The sequence below is a fragment of the Flavobacteriales bacterium genome (assembly GCA_020435415.1).
GTDB lineage: Bacteria > Bacteroidota > Bacteroidia > JACJYZ01 > JACJYZ01 > JACJYZ01.
Genome location: JAGQZQ010000009.1, coordinates 43,143 through 60,807, shown reverse-complemented (window position 1 = coordinate 60,807; position 17,665 = coordinate 43,143). Strand labels below are relative to the sequence as shown.

Here is a 17,665-nt window from a genome sequence, read left to right as displayed (position 1 = left end):
GCCAATGCCGGTGCTTTTGGGGTAGAAGCTGCCGTGACCGATGCCAACGGAAAAATCCTTACCCCCGGAAAAAACCTGCGCTCGGAATTCGGAGGATATGTAAAACTGGCCTGGACAAAAAAGTTGATGGAGAATGTAAATTTCACCACGAAGCTGGATCTGTTCTCCAATTATCTGAATAACCCGCAAAACATCGATGTGAACTGGGAAACACTGTTGGATATGAAGATCAATTCCTTCCTTTCCGCAAGCCTTATCACACAGTTACTCTATGATGATGACGTGACCATCGAAGTGAGTCCCACAGAAAGAGGACCACGTACCCAATTCAAAGAAGTGTTGGGTGTGGGGCTCACCGTTAAACTCGGAGATAAACGTTAACGTGTTGACCACTAAGATTCGGAAATTATATTGAGTTTACCGGAATGTTAATACCGCAGTGGTTAGGCGAAGGTTGCACCTTCGTCCGGTTATATTCAAAGCGTTCCGCTTTGGTATTTTATACTGAGAACTATTCCTTTACTAATAGACCTTTTCGCTGAGATAAAGGAAGTAGCTTAAAGCTACGAGATAGACAGACGAAGGTGCAACCTTCGCCTAACCACCGACCGTCGGGTTTGCCTTACTATCCAGAAAGGGAAGCTAAATATGTAACCAAGGCGCACCATGCATACCACCGGTTCGTTTTCTTAATTGGCCAACGCTTTAAACGATAGATAACAGTAGACTGTTAAAAAAACCGAAACGGGGTGTTCCTTTAAAAGAAAGCATTGTTGCATCTTTGGGTCATATGCGTCAAAGCTTTCTGATATTTTGTGTGGTTGCAGGTTTCGTTCTGAATTCATCAGCTCAGGTTGCAGATAGTCTCAAATTGTTTGACCGTTATGTTGCTCCTGATTTACAGTCATTAAATGAAGTCTGGGAGATTCAACGATCACGGATTCTGCATCCCTATAAGGCTCCCAGAAATCTTGAAACTGATCACGAAAAGAACATCCAGCGTTTAGATGAGATGGAAGTCAATGCCGCAGCGCAAGCGATGGCATCAGCATTCATATCTTCTTTTGTAACCGACAACCACGATGCCACCGAGATGCTGGTTAGTTTGGGGTCGGAGTATGTTCCAATGATCGGAGAAGAATTGGAACGAGCCGGACTGCCGGTAGAATGGGCGTGGCTTGCAGGAGCACTTTCAGCATTCAATGCCGACAAGGTTTCATCGGAGGGGCTGGTTGGGATGTGGCAATTGAGTTTCCCTGTTGCTCGGCGTTTCGGGCTGAGGATTGATGACCACATAGATGAACGTCGCGATCCGGAATTGGCTACCCGTGCGGCCGTAAGATATCTGAAATATCTTCTTGAATTATTTCCGGGACAGGAGCAGGCACTGGCAGCATGGATGAGTAGTCCTTCCGAAGTACGTCGCCGACTAAACAGACAACCAAATGATCAGTTTTCATTTCCCGTTTCCTTCTCTCCCGAGTTACAGGCGCGGTGGTATGCTTACCTGGCCTTGCGGTGCATTGCCACGCACCAGAAAGCCTACCGGGTATCCGAATTGAAGATGGATATTCCGGATCGGAAAGATACGGTCAGCGTGGCAGAAGCCGTATCACTTCAACAACCGGCGCACTTTCTGAATGTTCCGGTGGAACGGTTGCAGTCGATGAACCGTGCATGTGTAAAAGGGTGGGTGCCATCGGGCTATCCCATCTATATACCACATCCGTACAAAGTACGCTTTGATGCGGCCAGGGATTCTATCCTGACATATCGGGACTCGCTAACAACACATCCTGACAGCATGTTTGCAAACAAATTGCGCAAACCAAAGGATGAGGTCAGGCCTGAGACCAGTATTCCGGATGAGACAGCTGAAGTTTACTACAGGGTGAAGTCCGGGGATAACCTGGGATTTATTGCCTCCTGGTTTGATGTTCGTGTGTCGTCGCTCAAATCGTGGAATGATATCTCAAACGACGTTATTCAGGTGGGAGAGGATATGGTCATTTATGTCCCCAAAGACAAAGAAGATTATTACAAAGTAGTGGATGATCTGTCGTTCTCCGATAAACAGGCGCGTATCGGAAAAACACCACCAGCCAGGGAAAAGGAGGAGGCAAAGCCGAAAGAAACACCGGTAAGTAAACCACCTTCCGGTTCATACACTACTTACACTGTGAAAAAAGGCGATTCACTCTGGGGAATTGCACGGAAATATCCGGGAGTGACAGAACAGGATCTGATGCGCTGGAATAACATCGATAGCAACATCCAGCCCGGTCAGGTCATTAAGGTTTACAATCCTTGAGCAGCGTCAGATGCAGGTGAAACCCATCCATACCCTGTTGTTCATGCTTGGTGTAATGGCCATGTTAACCGGCGTCATTGCTCTGTTTCCGAAAGACGGGATTGCCATACCCGGAGGATATACCTTGTATTTTCCCGATATCTCAGAGTTTCTGCCCGATGATCAGGAAGAGGAGAAAGATCTGTCCATGATCATGAATATGACCCTGGATACGGTATCCGATCAAATGGTTGACAGCGTTGCCATCAAGAAAAAACTGAGCCGTCAGGCAGCGGTCAGGGATTCGCTTCGGAGGGTTGTAATGAAATTCCAATACAAGGGAGGAGATCATGCCATCCTCTACGAATTTTTCAGGAAGCTGGAAAAATTGAAATCCTCCGGAAAGCGAATCAGGATCATGCATTATGGTGATTCACAAATTGAGGGAGATCGCATATCCGGGTACATTCGCTACCATCTGCAACGAAAGTTCGGAGGAAGCGGCCCGGGGTTGATACCGGCCATGCAACCCATTCCCAGTATCGCAGTGGAACAGCGTGCTTCGGAGAACTGGAACCGTTACACGATGTTTGGTTTGCGTGATACCACGGTATTCCATAATCGGTTTGGTATGATGGCCAGCTTTTCACGTTTCACACCGGTGTTGCACGATACAATGCCAATCCCGGCCGAGGTATTCGAAGGATGGATCGCTATCGACCGGTCGCGTTCGGCCTATGCCAATTGCAAGGAGTACAGCGAATGTAGAATGTACTACAGCCACAACCGAACGCCTGTTATCGTGCAGCTCAAGATCAATGAGGTGGTGATCCGTACCGATACCCTGCGTCCGTCAACCACTTTGCAGGAGATACAATGGGACTTCGATAAGACTCCGGAATCATTCACCCTGGATTTCAAAGGATGTGACAGTCCGGACATTTACGGATTGAGCCTGGACAGCAAAACCGGACTGGCGGTTGATAACATACCCCTCAGGGGAAGCGCGGGAACAGTATTTACCAAAATGAACGGCCCATTGCTGAAAGCGCTTTATGACGATCTCGAACCTGAATTATTCATCCTGCAGTTCGGAGGTAATGTGATGCCTTATGTGGAAACCCGGGAGGGAGCAGAGGGCTACGGACGTTCTTTCAAAAATCAGATCGAACGTATTCATAAACTCAGACCCGGAGCAGCGGTAATTGTCATAGGCCCGTCCGATATGTCTATTAAACAGAAAGATAAATTCGTAACCTATCCTCATCTGGAAATGGTACGTGACATTCTCAAGAATGCGGCATTTGAGGCAGGCGCTGCGTACTGGGATCTCTTTGAAGTAATGGGTGGAAAAAACTCCATGCCTCTTTGGGTGGAAGCAGACCCGCCGCTGGCAGCAAAAGATTACACCCATTTCTCACCCAAAGGCGCCCGTAAGGTGGCAGAACTGTTTTATAGTGCATTCATTGCCGACTATGAAGCATATAAAAACAAAGAGCATCCATGAAGACCGTCCTTTTATACATAGCATTGCTGGGCACCGTCGTAGCAAACGCTCAGATCAATCCTTTTCCGGAGGATCGTTATTCATTTATTCAATATGGAACCAACACCATTGAGACTTTCGGGAACCGGCCGTTTGACAATCTTTTCCGAAAAATGGATTCCATTTACTTTTACGGTTCGGGTCAGGTGAATATCGTTCATATCGGCGGTTCCCATATCCAGGCCGATATATGGTCTGGCCGGCTCCGGGAGAGGCTCCAGGAATCCGCGCCCGGATGTAATGCCGGCAGGGGATTGGTATTTCCGTATTCCATAGCGCGCACCAATAACCCATGGAATTATAAATCCAAATACCGCGGCAACTGGTCTACCTGCAGGAATGTACAACGCTCTAAAGAATGTCTTCTTGGGGTATCAGGAATTCAAGCGACCACATCGGACACTCAGGCAACCTTCACCATTATCCCCAAAGACAAGGTGGGAGATACCCGTTATCCTGCATATGATTTCAATAGGATCAAGGTGTTTAGCAATGCCGATTCCGCGAGCTACCGCTTGGTTCCTGCCGATACTTCTTTGCAATATGAGATGACCCATGATCCTGCAAGCGGTGCCTGGTGTTTTACTTTCTCTTCCTTTCACGATACACTGGATATGAAAGTGGTCCGGACTGACTCACTGAATCGCCCGCTAACGCTGTTTGGTGTTGTTATGGAGACCGACGATCCCGGTTACTACTACCACGCCATTGGCGTGAACGGTGCCAGCGTTCCATCCTATTTACGATGTAAACTGTTTACCGACCAATTGGCCGTACTTAAGCCCGACCTTGTCATACTTTCCATCGGCATCAACGATGCGTACGAGAGTGATTTTGTACCATCAACCTATGAGACCAATTATGATTCTCTGGTTGCCATGATCCGGATGGCCGCACCTCACTGCGCCATTTTATTTACCACCAATAATGACAGCTATCGCCGCCGCCGTAATGTAAACAGGAATGGATTGTTGGTGAAAGATGCCATGGACCGGCTGGCGCGAAAACACCATGGTGCGGTCTGGGATCTTTTCTCTGTGATGGGAGGTCTTGATGTGATCACCGAATGGGAAAAAAACGGCCTGGCCAGAAAGGATAAGGTCCATTTCTCTCGTGAAGGTTACTTACTGGTTGGAGACCTGATGTACGAAGCGGTAATGAAGGCTTACGACGAACACTTGTCAACCCATGATTGATTGGTTGCAGAACCTGTTGACGTATAATGAGAATGAACCGCTCATTTTCACACGGTTCTTCTTTTGGGGCTTCTTTACCGTTGTCCTTGCCATCTATTGCCTGGTATATAAGAAGAAGGGTCTTCGCAACGCATACCTTTTTGCGGTCAGCTTGTTTTTCTATTACAAGACCAGTGGGTTGTTTTTGTTTATTCTGTTATTCTCCACAGCAACAGATTACTTCATAGGTAAGGCGATTTATGGCGCTTCAAAGGACATTGTGAAAAAGTGGTTGGTAGCGCTTAGCGTGACCATCAATCTGCTTGTGCTTTCCTATTTTAAATATGCGCAGTTTGTGGTAGAGAATGTAAACGAGATACTAGGAACCCATTTCGAGGTGGTCAACTATTTCGCCATGTGGGCGAACATATTTACCGGAAGTCATTTTGAGGTAGGTAAGATCCTGCTTCCCGTCGGTATCTCCTTTTTTACCTTCCAGACGATCAGTTATGCCATTGATGTGTATCGGGGTGACACCGAACCAGTGAAGAATATTTTCGATTTTGGCTTTTATGTGTCATTCTTTCCACAGCTTGTCGCAGGTCCGATTGTGCGTGCGTCGGAATTCATACCACAGCTGTACCAGGACTATAAATTGAGTCGTCCGGAATTTGGGATGGCGTTGTACATGATCCTGAAAGGCCTCACAAAAAAGCTGGTGATCGGCGATTATATTGCCGTTAATTTTATCGACCGGGTGTTTGAAAACCCCACCATGTACAGCGGTTTTGAGAGTCTCATGTCGTTGTATGGATATTCTCTCCAGGTATACTGCGACTTTTCAGGATACACGGATGTGGCCATTGGAGTAGCGCTTCTGATGGGTTTCACCCTGCCAACCAACTTCAACTCTCCTTATAAGGCAACCAGTGTGGCGGGCTTCTGGAAACGTTGGCACATGTCTCTTTCCAGCTGGCTGAAGGATTACCTGTACATACCCATGGGTGGTAACAGGGAGGGTTCGTGGTTCACATACATCATGGTGGTTGTGATTTGCCTGATGATCGTTTTGTTATCCGGGTCATTGAAGGTTGGTGTGGCCCTGATCTTTGCAGCGGTGATTATGGTCATCCTGGCCATGGTCTTTCCCCGCATACAGAAGGGAATAAGTCACAACATCAACTTGTTGGTGACGATGGTACTCGGAGGGTTATGGCACGGTTCAAGCTGGCAGTTTGTTATCTGGGGTGGACTCAACGGCTTGGGCCTTGTGGTGTACAAACTCTGGAAAAAGATCAGCCCCTGGGATGGAAGCAAGCTACTGGCGGTGAGGGCATGGCGCATTTTCCTCACCTTTAATTTTATCACGTTCACGAGAATATGGTTCAGGGGAGAGACCCCTGAGAAAAGTCAGGCCATTCTTCACCAGATCGGAAATAACTTTGATCTGGAAATTATTCCCAAGGTACTTGCCGGATACCCCGAGGTCTTTTTGATGATGCTGGCCGGAATGATTATTCACTGGCTGCCTGAATCGCTCAAGGATCGATACAAAAATGTGATCGCCAATGGTTCGTATGTCGTGCAGGGATTGATCGTGGTTGTGGTGGTATTCCTGATATACCAGTCACTAAGCTCAGATCTGCAACCGTTTATTTACTTCCAGTTCTAATTCTAAGGGAGCAGACAAGTTCATACTTCGGTTACCGGTTCCGGTAGGATAGGCTAAATGCCGTAAGTTACCTTCTGAATAAAATATACGGATCGTTTGTTGAAGATGTTGGGATCGTCTTTGTTCTGGATGGTCTGATAGCCGTAGATCACAAAGTGCCGGTCGTACCAATGATCCATTTCCGAATCTGATATCCTGATTTTATCTCCTTCATTACCGGAATCGATCTTTCCAACCTCGCGTTCCTGTTCAATTTCATTGCCTTTGAATGTGACCGATTTAATATCGGGACCGTTTACAAACACCAGGGCAATATGATCATCTTTTGCATAAACCTTTACAAATCGTTTGATGGTGAATGGTTTGTAAAAGAGCCACATTTCCAGAATCTGATCATACAATAACTCGCCGTTCCCGTCAAACGTAACTGCTGTTGCATGAGAATACTGATATCCGTCAAATACATTGCGCATTTGTGTGACCGGCTGACCATTGGTGTAGGTGGTATAGGTCTCCGTTTTATAGGTGGCAAAATAAGCTTCACCTACAAGGGTATAGTTGCCATTTACCAATAAGATGGGGTGCAATGCCATTCGAATACTAAGATCCAGTTCTTTGCCTTTTTTTTCTTTTCGCTCCAGTTTCTTTTCCAGCTTCTCTTGTTTCTTTTCCGACATAAAGCTGAAGAAGTTCTTAAGGTCTGTGTAGCGATAATATTTTGTGAATTCCTGTTTTCCGTTTCTGTATCTGGCGAAGAAAAATCCGTCCGTTCGTCCATATAAACCGGTATAGACGGATCCGGTTGAAAAGGTACCACTTACGATGTAGGAACCATCTTCCATGGCTGTAGCCGATATGGATGCGATCGCTTTGTCTGCATCTGGTTCAATCTTAAATTCCCGGGTTTGATTTCCCTGCTTATCATACAGCCGTAAAAACACGGTGCATGGCTTCCTGCTGGAGCAATCCTGATATTGAATCTGCAGTGATCCTTTGTCGGGAGAAAGTTCAATGTTTTGAATGCTCACGCCGCTGTTCGGACCGTTACCGAACTTTAACAATTCCTTTTGGCCGTGGATCAGATCAACGCGGGTGATAAAATCATTGTTCCTAAGCTGACTCGTGATGTATGCATAGTTTCCCAAAACAAAACATTCGCCCATCCATGTTTTTGGCGCGATAAGAACGGAAGTCACGAAAATAGAGGAGGGATCAGGGGATACTTTTTCTATCGTCATGGTACCCTTTTTCTGATTGGTGAAGAACAGGTACAACGCATCGTCCTGGAGGTAGTTGAAACTCAGATATTGTTTCTTTGGGATCACTACTTCCCGTTTGGAAATTACATTCAGATCGGTGTCATAAAAAACAACCGTATAGTGGTTCGGGGATGATTTGTCTTTAAGCGAATAGCCCAGGACCACCATACCCCGCTCTCCCATGGGATGACAGGATACGATACTGAAGTTGTCACTTTCGGGAACTTCTATCCGCTTATCCGTAAGTACTTGTGCCCGCGTGCTTATTACAACGGCCAGTAAGCAGAATATAAGATAAACCTGTTTAACCTTTTGGTGCATTAAAATGATTTCAAAAATCAAGTATCATACGCAATAGACCACGACTAAAGGTAAAGATTCGAAGTGGGTTTACACCACAATAAGCGCATTCATTTTTGTTTCCCGGTCAGGATGGCTTTCCCTTATAAAGTACTTTCGTTCCCTTGTCATTGGCAAGGTCCTCGTAGGTTTTGAAAATTACGTGATCCTGAAGCCCTCTTCGGATGCAATCAGCGCCATGTAACGGATTCTCATTCTCATCCGTGAGCAGATATTCAGAGCTAACTTCATGGAATTGCCCGTCAAAATATGTGATAGCCGTTTCCTGCGCCAGTCCTTCAGAACATCCGTTTTGATAATACTTCACGTATTTTTCAAAAGCAACCGTGTGGTTTGACTCGTCAAAGTAATGCGTTAATTGCACGTCCCTGTCTCCCATGCCATAGAGCCGCTCGGCAAAGAACTGGGTACTCCCGTTAGGCCGGTAACTGAGCTGGTAAACCGCCATGATGGTTTCCTCGTCCGGCCAGTCATCATCTGTATAGATCTCAACCAGATCCTTCATACTTCGTTGCTTGACGAAGGTTTGTACAAAAATACGCTGGTTACCGATCAGGCTATCCATTTCCCATTTGAACAACGCCTGAGGAATCAATGCCTTTTTTTCCGGTGGACTGGTGATTTCTGTTTCAGTGTTACCAGTATTGTTGCTCACCGGTTCATCACTGCTCTCAGGCTGATCGGTTGTACAGCCCCAGAGGAGTACAGAGCAAAGTATGAAAACGGATCCTTTCATATCTGTATGAGCTGAAAATAAAGTTAATAGGTATGACAATGATACAAAGTACAATCATAATACAGATATTTCGAAATGGAACTCAAAAAGTCCCGGGATGGAATCTGAAAGTGAATCACGGTCTACGCTCATGGTATTTGTGAAGAGCCCGGTGGCTGGTACCGTCAAAACGCGACTGGCAGCAAGTATTGGGGATGCGGAAGCACTGAGCGTATATGAACGGTTACTCCGGATCACATTAAATGCGGCTGAAGGGTGTGGAAAGGATATCAGGAAGATGCTGTGGTATTCAGGTGAATGGGACGGATTAAAAAAGTGGAATACCTCACGGTTTGAACCATGCCGGCAACCGGAAGGAGACCTCGGGGAAAGGATGGATGCGGCTTTCCGGGATGCCTTCCGGGATGGGGCGTCAAAAGCCGTGATCATCGGAAGTGATTGCCCGTACATCACTGCTCATGTTATAGAAGAAGCATTTGACATGCTTGACCATCATGATGTGGTCATAGGTCCGTCCATGGATGGAGGATATTATTTGTTAGGAAGTACCGCGTACCATCCCTGGATATTTGAGGGGATGCCCTGGAGCAGTTCCGGCTTGTTGGAGCAAACCATAAAGGCTGTTTCGGGTCACGGACGACGTTACAGGCTTCTGCATGAACTTCAGGATGTTGATACTGAAGAAGACCTTGTGCGCTGGCAAAACGATAAGACCCAACGTTGGGAACCATAAAATGATCCTGAACACCGGTACGCTGGCAACCATTTTAGGTTGCGAGCGTATATACGCCTTTATCAGATGGGATTCATTCACAACATTCAATTATTGAGGAAGGTAGCTCTCCTGTTGGTTCTAATCACAGGCCTGGGTACGTCTGCGTTCCCGGCGGAATCATACCTGGAGTTTACGGCTGTTATGGTGGTTGATGATCAACCTCTCGCCGGCGTATCTGCCAATCTGATGCGCTCCGGAAAGTCCGTGGAGAAGGCCACATCAGGAAGTGACGGTTCTTTCAACTTTCATATCCCATACGATGGGGTTTATTCGATCGAACTGACAAAGGCAGGCTATGTCGGGATGACCATTGAGTTGAATACCACGGTTCCTGCATCTATGAAAAAGTACATCCTGATTTACAAAACAACCCTGGATGTGTTTCCGGAAAAGGACGGTTACATTGCCCGCCTCAGAAGGCCTGCAGTAGTCAAGGTAAATTATATCAGGTCCAAGGAGAACTTCGGTATGCCGGTGCCATATGAGAACTCCGTATCCTATGTCTTAAAGCCTAAAGAGGAAAATCCGCCCTTGATTAAAACCGAGTCCAAGGAGGAAATCACAAAAGAGACGAAACCGATACACATAGAATCCGAAACACCTCCGATATCTGATGAGGAGGCGCAGATCAAAAAGGAAACAGAGGAGTTGAACAAGGCGTCAGATTTGAAATTCCAACGGGCTGCCGCTGCAGGAAACCAGGAAGATCCTAAAGAAAGAGTGATCCGGGAAGAGGTGAAGGAGAATGTGGTTGATCAGCGCAAGGTGGCAGAAGACAAAGAGTCCGTCGACAAGATCAATCAGACGAATGTGAAGAAAGAGCTGGAAAGCCGTCAGGCAAAGGCCAGGGTAACCAGAAGATGGCGTGAAGAGTTGTCGGAAGCGGTAAACAAGGAAAAACAAAAAAATCCGTGATACGACCTATGATGAACAACAAAGGCATAGTTATTATTTTCTCCTGGATTTTTGCCACAAGCCTGGGTCTTCGTGCACAATCCACGAACTTCAAGACATTTACGGTAGAAGACGGACTGGTTCAGTCACAGATACAAAGCATTGAACAGGACCATGATGGAAACCTCTGGATCGGAACCGTTGGAGGCCTTTCCAGGTATGATGGATACACGTTTAAAAACTATACCAGGAAAGACGGGCTTGCGGAAGACTGGATTACAGCTTCCTGTCTGGATGCCAATGGAAATCTTTGGTTTGGCCACTGGGGTGGAGGTGTGACCTTCTACGATAACGAGCAACGTCAGTTCAGTGATCCGCTGGCATTTGAGAAATACAGCAAATACAAACCGATCACCCAACTGTTAAGTGATCCCAACGGAAAGATTTGGCTGGCAACGGAAAGCGCTGGTCTTTTTAGTTACAACCCGGTAGGACCAGAAGTGACGGCCATTGAAGGTTTGAACAGTAACCAGATCGTTGCCTTGGCGCTTGATGACCAGTCCCGGCTCTGGGTAGCTACCGCCAAAGGACTTTGCCTGATCGATCCTGCCTCAAATAAAGCCAGCGCATGCTTCGGCGAAGAGTTAGGATTGACACACGGGAGCATCCGTTCAATGTCCGTGATCAACGGCAATGAATTGTGGCTTGCAGTCAAAGGCAATGGAATTCTCAGGTTGAAGGCAGGTGAGAACCCGGTTGGCGAAACCGCATGGATTTCTTCAGAAAAAGGATTACCGTCCACCTCTGTTAAGCTCATTTTTGAAGACACGGATGAAAAAGTTTGGATCGCTACGGATGATCAGGGGTTGTTTCAGTTTGTACCCACAGAAAAGGGGACGTCCGGCAACGGATTTGTTCCCGGAGAAGTACATACGTTCGGCAACAAACTGGAGATGAAGTATTATGAAGCCAATGCATTCTTCCTGGACAGGGAAGCGAATGTGTGGATGGGAACAGACATCGGATTGAGCCTTTACAAAGGCGATATGTTCAGGCTGTATAACCACAATGATAATCTACCCAGCAACATGGTGTGGTCGGTCATGACCGATCGGGACAATATCGTCTGGCTGGGAACAAATGAAGGGTTGGCGCGAATGAACTTCCCCCTGACACCTTCCGGTCAGCGATTGTATTATAGCCCGGTGGTGACATCGTTCGGTGTTGGTGCTGGTTTATCAGATCCTGTCGTGCTAAGTGTTTACGAGGACACACAAGGCAGGATATGGGTAGGTACGGAAATGGGAGGTGCATATTTGTTTGACCAGGTAAAAGGAAAGTTTACCCCCATTCCCGGATTCATATCAACAGGATCCGAAACGGTATTTTCAATACAGGAAGATAAGAATGGTGTGCTCTGGTTTGGTACGCCGGAAGGAGCCGTATCCTATGAGCCGGAGTCCAATGACTTAGTGAGATATACCAGTGCAGACGGATTAGGTGGCGACAAGGTATATAGCTTGTTCAAGGACAGCAAAGGCACACTATGGATGGGTATTCTGGGTGGCTTTATGACCACCTTCGATGGCAATGGTTTTAAACAGTTCGGTGAGGCTGAGGGATTGAACCAAAAGTTCATCCTTGGGTTTGGTGAAGACAAATCCGGAAATATCTGGATGATCTCCTACGGAGGAGGTATATACAAGTATGACGGCTCATCGTTCAAACAGTTTACAAGTTCTGATGGACTCGGTTCTGAGTCACCGACTTTTGTGGTCGTAGATGGTAATGACCAGGTATGGATCGGCCATAATCATGGTGTGGAACAATTGGATGTTGCAACGGGTCAGTTTCATCGTTTCGGTAAGAAGCAGGGATATATCAACATTGAAACAAATCTGAATGCGGTCACCCGTGATAAAATGGGGAATGTATGGTTCGGTACGATCCGTGGCGCAGTGAAACTGGATCCGGATAAAGATCGTGCCAATAAGGTTCCACCCATCACATCCATTGATAAGAAGTTGAAGATATTTCTGGAAGAGGCCGATTATCCGGAGAACGGTAGCTTTGGTTACGAACAGAATCACCTGACCTTTTCTTTCCTGGGTATCAGCCTTGCCAACCCAGATCAGGTAACTTACAGCTACATGCTGGAAGGATTTGACAAAGAATGGTCTCCCCCACAGAAAACCAATCAGATTACCTTTTCCAATCTGAGACCCGGATCATACACCCTGAAGGTGAAGGCTGCCAACCGCGATCAGGTTTGGAATGAAGAACCTGTATCCTATTCATTTGTGATCGAAACACCATTTTGGATGACATGGTGGTTCGTGGGCATTTGCATAGCTGCATCATTGCTTCTGATCTATATGATCATGAAGTTAAGGGAACGTAACATGAAGGCACGGCAAAAAATTCTGGAAGCGGAAGTGGCAGAGCGAACGGTTGAACTTCGTGCAGAAAAAGAAAAAGTGGAATCACAAAGCCAGGTGATCAGCCATAAGAATCAACAGATCACCGACAGTATCAATTATGCGCAAAAGATCCAGGAAGCCATTCTGCCATCCCGGGAGAGTCTGAAACAAAGTTTACCGGAATACTTTATCTTGTTCAAGCCAAAAGACATTGTAAGTGGCGATTTTTATTGGGTGGATCAGAAAGGAGATAAGACCCTCGCCGCAGCGGTGGATTGCACCGGTCATGGGGTTCCAGGTGCATTCATGTCATTGATCGGACATAATTTGATAGATAAGATCGTGAATGAATACAACCAGACGAATCCGGCCGAAATACTTTCTTCTCTGAGCAAAGAGGTTATCAAGACTTTGCGTCAGAAGGAAGAGTCTTCGGAGGTAAAGGATGGTATGGACATTGCCCTTTGCAGCATTGATCATAAGAAAATGGAACTCGGATTTTCGGGCGCATATAACCCACTGTACCTTGTGCGTCAAGGGGTGCTGGAGGAATTGAAAGGAGACAAGGTGCCCATTGGAAAAAGACCTCCAAGTATGCAGGATTCCTTCAAGAATCAAACCCGTAAGCTCGAAAAGGGAGACATGATTTATATGTTCTCCGATGGATTCGCAGACCAAAAAGGAGGGCCTAAAAAGAAAAAGTTTTATTATCCGCCATTCAAGGAATTGTTGGTTGAAATATCCGCATTGCCGGTGGAATCCCAGAAGAAGAAACTGGATGAAACCATCAACGAATGGATGAAGAATATGGAACAAATTGATGATATCCTCGTATTCGGCATACGTATTTGAATATTCGTCATAAAACGAACGAACAATGATTGATCCGGAGATCATATTTCACCTTCACCAGAACATGGTGAAAGAAAAGATCATTTCCGCCTACCAGGGCGAGTTCTCACATCAGGTTATTACCATGATGTTGAAACACGCCAAGAGAGAATTTGAAAGGGGAAAACATGATCCTGTACTGGTGAAACGGCTGTATAATGTGCTGGTGGAATGTATGGAGAATATCCTGAAGCATGCGAAGAACATTATGATCGAGGATCCCATTAAGGAAGCCCCTGAAGGTATCATATTGCTGGGCCAGAATGACGATGGTTATCTGGTAAGGATAGGTAACCTTATCACAACAGAGGATGCGGCCGTGTTAAAGAAACAGATTGAAGAAGTCAATGGTCTCGACCGGGAGGGTCTCAAAGAGAGATACCGCCAGATCATTACCAACGGATTTGTGTCGGAAAAAGGAGGAGCCGGACTCGGTTTGGTGGATATTGCCATGAGATCAGGAAGGAAGCTGGAATACGCCTTTCACGACTATGACATGCAGTCTGTATTTTATATCTTACAAGTTAATATAACTCAATCACCTGAAGATTAAGATTATGGAAGCACTAAGGATACCCGCGACGGAAAGTTCTCCGGCCATCACCCTCGATCCTGAGAAGGGTACTTATGAAATCATAGGTGAGTCCAGACCCGAAGATGTACGAAAGTTTTACGAACCCATTCTGGAGTGGCTGGATAAGTACAAGTCATCCCTGTATTGGCTCAAGGATAACTAGCCGGATAGTGCTGGCAAAGCATTTACATTCACATTCTTCTTCGAATATTTTAATTCCACATCTGCCAAATATATCCTGGATATGCTTACCCGCCTGGATCAGATCAAACAGGATGGTTTTGAAATTAAGGTAGACTGGAAGTACGAGGAAGTGGATGAAGATATGAAGGAAGCAGGGGAAGAGTACGATCGCCTGATTTCCATCCCCTTTAATTTTATTGCTGTAAACGACGCAGGTTAGCAAATAGTCAGGTAATGGTAAGATGTCCCTGGTGTGGGAACGATCCCGACTACATCCGGTACCATGATGAGGAATGGGGCAAGGAACAACATAGCGACCAGGCCTTGTTTGAACTACTGCTCCTGGAGGGCTTCCAGGCAGGACTGAGTTGGTTGACCATTCTTAGAAAAAGAGAAAATTTCCGTCAGGCGTTCGATCAATTCAACCCAGAGGCTATCGCTGCATATGATCAGTCCAAGATCAAAGGCCTGATGAATAATGAGGGCATCGTCAGAAATCGTTTGAAGATCCAATCGGCAATAGTGAATGCCCAGGCATTTCTTAAAGTTCAGGAGTCTTTCGGATCCTTTGATGCTTACATCTGGTCCTTCGTAGGACATACCCAACAAAAAAATCATTTTTCCAGCCCGTCTGAAGTACCCGCCCGCACCGCCGAATCCGATGCCATGAGCAGGGATCTAAAAAAACGTGGCTTCAAATTTTGCGGTACCACCATCTGTTATGCATTCATGCAAGCCAGTGGTATGGTGAATGATCATCTTACTACCTGCTTCAGGTATGGTTTGCCCAAAGCTTAGGGGATTTCATGACTTTCTTAAAGATAATTGTAAATTCGGGGCGGCTATTATTGTTAAACCCGAATCATATTGGAATAAAATGAAGATCAGAAAGTATATCATTGTTTCCGTTATTTTCTCCCTCCTGTTTTCCCCCTCTTTTGCACAACAGAACCTGACACCGGAAATGTTATGGAAGTTCAATCGCATTGGAGGAATGGACGTTTCTCCTGATGGTGCTTCCATCGTATATGATGTGGCCACCTATGACCTGGAAAAAAACGGCGGTAATAAAGATTTGTTTCTGACCGATATTACCGGTGCCAAGCAAACCCGTATCACAAACAATGCGGGTAACGAGTTCGCTCCCCAATGGCGTCCCGATGGCAAACAGATCGGTTTTTTAGCCATGTCTGAGGACGGCGTCCAATGGTACGAAGTTCAGAAAGATGGGACCCAGGAAAGGCAGGTTACGCATATACAGGGAGGTATACAAGGATGTACCTATGCTCCCAATCAGAAGTTTCTGGCTTACAAGGCCGATGTGAAGACGCGGAAAACAACACAGGATATCTATCCTGACCTGCCCAAAGCGGACGCCAGAATCATTGACGATATGATGTACAGGCATTGGGATGCATGGGATGACTATGCCAATACCCATTTGTTCGTTATTGGATACGCTGATGGTAAGACTGAAGGCACCGCTGTGGATATTATGAAAGACGAGCCATATGACGTCACGGATATTAGCTGGAGCCCGGATGGACGTTACATTGCATATTCATGTAAAAAACTCCAGGGCAAAGAGTTTGCGGTCAGCACCAACACAGATATATATCTGTACGATGTTCAGGAGAAGACCACCCGCAATCTGACCGAGGGTATGCCTGGTTATGACAATCATCCTGTATTTTCACCGGATGGTAAATCCATTGCATGGCTGAGCATGGAAAGGGCGGGGTTTGAATCAGACCGGAATCGTATTTTCATCACTGATCTTGAGGGAAACAAAAAGGAATTGACCAAGGGCTTTGATCAATCGGCCACAGACCTTACCTGGACAAAAGACGGGTCAGCCCTCTACTTTATCAGCGGTATCAAAGCAACCTATCAGATTTATAAAGTAGCTGTGAAAGATGCGAAGATCACGCAGATCACCAACGGAGTTCACAATTATCTGCACGTATTGCAGGCCGGAAATCAGATGGTTGCTTCCCGCCAGTCCATGTCCATGCCCACGGAAATCTATGCTGTGAACCCCGCTGACGGGAAATCAACCCTTATATCTCATGTGAATGACGCCCTGTTGAAGCAGGTGAAGATGGGAAAAGTTGAAGAGCGTTGGGTGAAAACAACCGACGGAAAGGATATGCTTGTGTGGGTTATATATCCGCCGGACTTTGATAAAACAAAAAAATATCCGGCTTTACTTTATTGCCAGGGAGGACCTCAAAGCGCAGTCAGCCAGTTCTTCTCATATCGTTGGAACTTTCAACTGATGGCAGCCAACGGATACGTGATCGTTGCACCGAACCGAAGGGGACTTCCCTCGTTTGGTCAGGAATGGAACGATCAGATCAGTGGCGACTGGGGCGGACAGAATATTCAGGACTATCTGTCGGCCATTGATGCCGTATCGGCGGAACCATTTGTGGATAAAGATCACCTGGGTGCGGTTGGTGCGAGTTATGGTGGGTATTCTACCTACTGGCTTGCTGGTCACCATGAGAAAAGGTTCAAGGCTTTTGTTTCACACTGCGGACTTTTCAATATGGAAAGTTGGTATGGCACCACCGAAGAATATTTTTTCGCCAATTTTGATATGAAAGGTGCCTATTGGGACAGCCCGAAACCAAAGAGCTACACATCTTTTTCTCCACATATGTTCGTGCAGAATTGGGATACCCCTATTTTGGTTATACATGGACAAAGGGATTTCAGGGTGCCGGTAACCCAGGGTATGGGTGCATTCCATGCTGCACAACTGCAGGGCATCCCCAGCCGTTTTCTATATTATCCCGATGAAGGACACTGGGTTCTTCAACCACAAAACGGAATACTCTGGCATCGCGTGTTTTTCGATTGGCTGGACAAGTATCTGAAGTAGTCC

At 46.3% G+C, this 17,665-nt stretch carries 14 protein-coding genes and 1 pseudogene; 13 read left to right on the top strand and 2 right to left on the bottom strand.

The annotated features are described in order from the left end of the window. From KDD36_03185 to KDD36_03165, 5 genes are all read left to right on the top strand, one after another. The coding region (locus KDD36_03185; GenBank protein ID MCB0395628.1) for a DUF481 domain-containing protein at window positions 1-381 on the top strand (381 nt) is incomplete at its 5' end. A gap of 409 nt (window positions 382-790) precedes the next feature. Next, window positions 791-2,311, top strand: coding sequence for a LysM peptidoglycan-binding domain-containing protein (locus KDD36_03180; GenBank protein ID MCB0395627.1), 1,521 nt, complete (start codon window positions 791-793; stop codon window positions 2,309-2,311). A 10-nt stretch (window positions 2,312-2,321) separates the two neighbouring features. Further along, a complete protein-coding gene (locus KDD36_03175) occupies window positions 2,322-3,797 on the top strand; it encodes a hypothetical protein (GenBank protein MCB0395626.1) in 1,476 nt (491 codons plus the stop codon). Further along, window positions 3,794-5,032, top strand: coding sequence for a hypothetical protein (locus KDD36_03170; GenBank protein ID MCB0395625.1), 1,239 nt, complete (start codon window positions 3,794-3,796; stop codon window positions 5,030-5,032). The genes KDD36_03175 and KDD36_03170 overlap by 4 nt, the downstream gene beginning before the upstream one ends. Then, window positions 5,025-6,683, top strand: a complete 1,659-nt coding sequence (locus KDD36_03165; GenBank protein ID MCB0395624.1) for an MBOAT family protein — start codon at window positions 5,025-5,027, stop codon at window positions 6,681-6,683. Before KDD36_03170 ends, KDD36_03165 begins: the two co-directional genes overlap by 8 nt. A gap of 53 nt (window positions 6,684-6,736) precedes the next feature. Here KDD36_03165 and KDD36_03160 read toward each other — a convergent pair whose 3' ends face one another. Then, complete coding sequence (locus tag KDD36_03160) at window positions 6,737-8,263, bottom strand: hypothetical protein (protein ID MCB0395623.1); 1,527 nt, start codon at window positions 8,261-8,263, stop codon at window positions 6,737-6,739. A gap of 106 nt (window positions 8,264-8,369) precedes the next feature. Further along, window positions 8,370-9,038, bottom strand: coding sequence for a hypothetical protein (locus tag KDD36_03155; protein ID MCB0395622.1), 669 nt, complete (start codon window positions 9,036-9,038; stop codon window positions 8,370-8,372). A gap of 97 nt (window positions 9,039-9,135) precedes the next feature. Here KDD36_03155 and KDD36_03150 point away from each other — a divergent pair, with 97 nt between their 5' ends. From KDD36_03150 to KDD36_03115, 8 genes and pseudogenes are all read left to right on the top strand, one after another. Next, the gene (locus KDD36_03150; protein MCB0395621.1) at window positions 9,136-9,771 is read left to right on the top strand and encodes a TIGR04282 family arsenosugar biosynthesis glycosyltransferase; all 636 of its coding nucleotides are present in this window, start codon (window positions 9,136-9,138) and stop codon (window positions 9,769-9,771) included. A 93-nt stretch (window positions 9,772-9,864) separates the two neighbouring features. Continuing rightward, window positions 9,865-10,728, top strand: coding sequence for a hypothetical protein (locus tag KDD36_03145; GenBank protein MCB0395620.1), 864 nt, complete (start codon window positions 9,865-9,867; stop codon window positions 10,726-10,728). Window positions 10,729-10,736: 8 nt separating this feature from the next. Further along, window positions 10,737-13,979, top strand: coding sequence for a SpoIIE family protein phosphatase (locus tag KDD36_03140; protein ID MCB0395619.1), 3,243 nt, complete (start codon window positions 10,737-10,739; stop codon window positions 13,977-13,979). A gap of 25 nt (window positions 13,980-14,004) precedes the next feature. Then, window positions 14,005-14,571: a SiaB family protein kinase gene (locus KDD36_03135; protein MCB0395618.1), complete on the top strand. Its 567-nt coding sequence runs from the start codon at window positions 14,005-14,007 to the stop codon at window positions 14,569-14,571. Between the two features lie 4 nt (window positions 14,572-14,575). Next, the gene (locus KDD36_03130) at window positions 14,576-14,755 is read left to right on the top strand and encodes a SiaC family regulatory phosphoprotein (GenBank protein ID MCB0395617.1); all 180 of its coding nucleotides are present in this window, start codon (window positions 14,576-14,578) and stop codon (window positions 14,753-14,755) included. Window positions 14,756-14,770: 15 nt separating this feature from the next. Next, window positions 14,771-14,995 (top strand): annotated as a pseudogene (locus tag KDD36_03125) (SiaC family regulatory phosphoprotein). A 14-nt stretch (window positions 14,996-15,009) separates the two neighbouring features. Then, complete coding sequence (locus tag KDD36_03120; protein MCB0395616.1) at window positions 15,010-15,573, top strand: DNA-3-methyladenine glycosylase I; 564 nt, start codon at window positions 15,010-15,012, stop codon at window positions 15,571-15,573. A gap of 79 nt (window positions 15,574-15,652) precedes the next feature. After that, on the top strand, window positions 15,653-17,662 hold the full coding sequence (locus tag KDD36_03115; GenBank protein ID MCB0395615.1) for a S9 family peptidase: 2,010 nt from the start codon (window positions 15,653-15,655) through the stop codon (window positions 17,660-17,662). Window positions 17,663-17,665 lie beyond the last annotated feature (3 nt).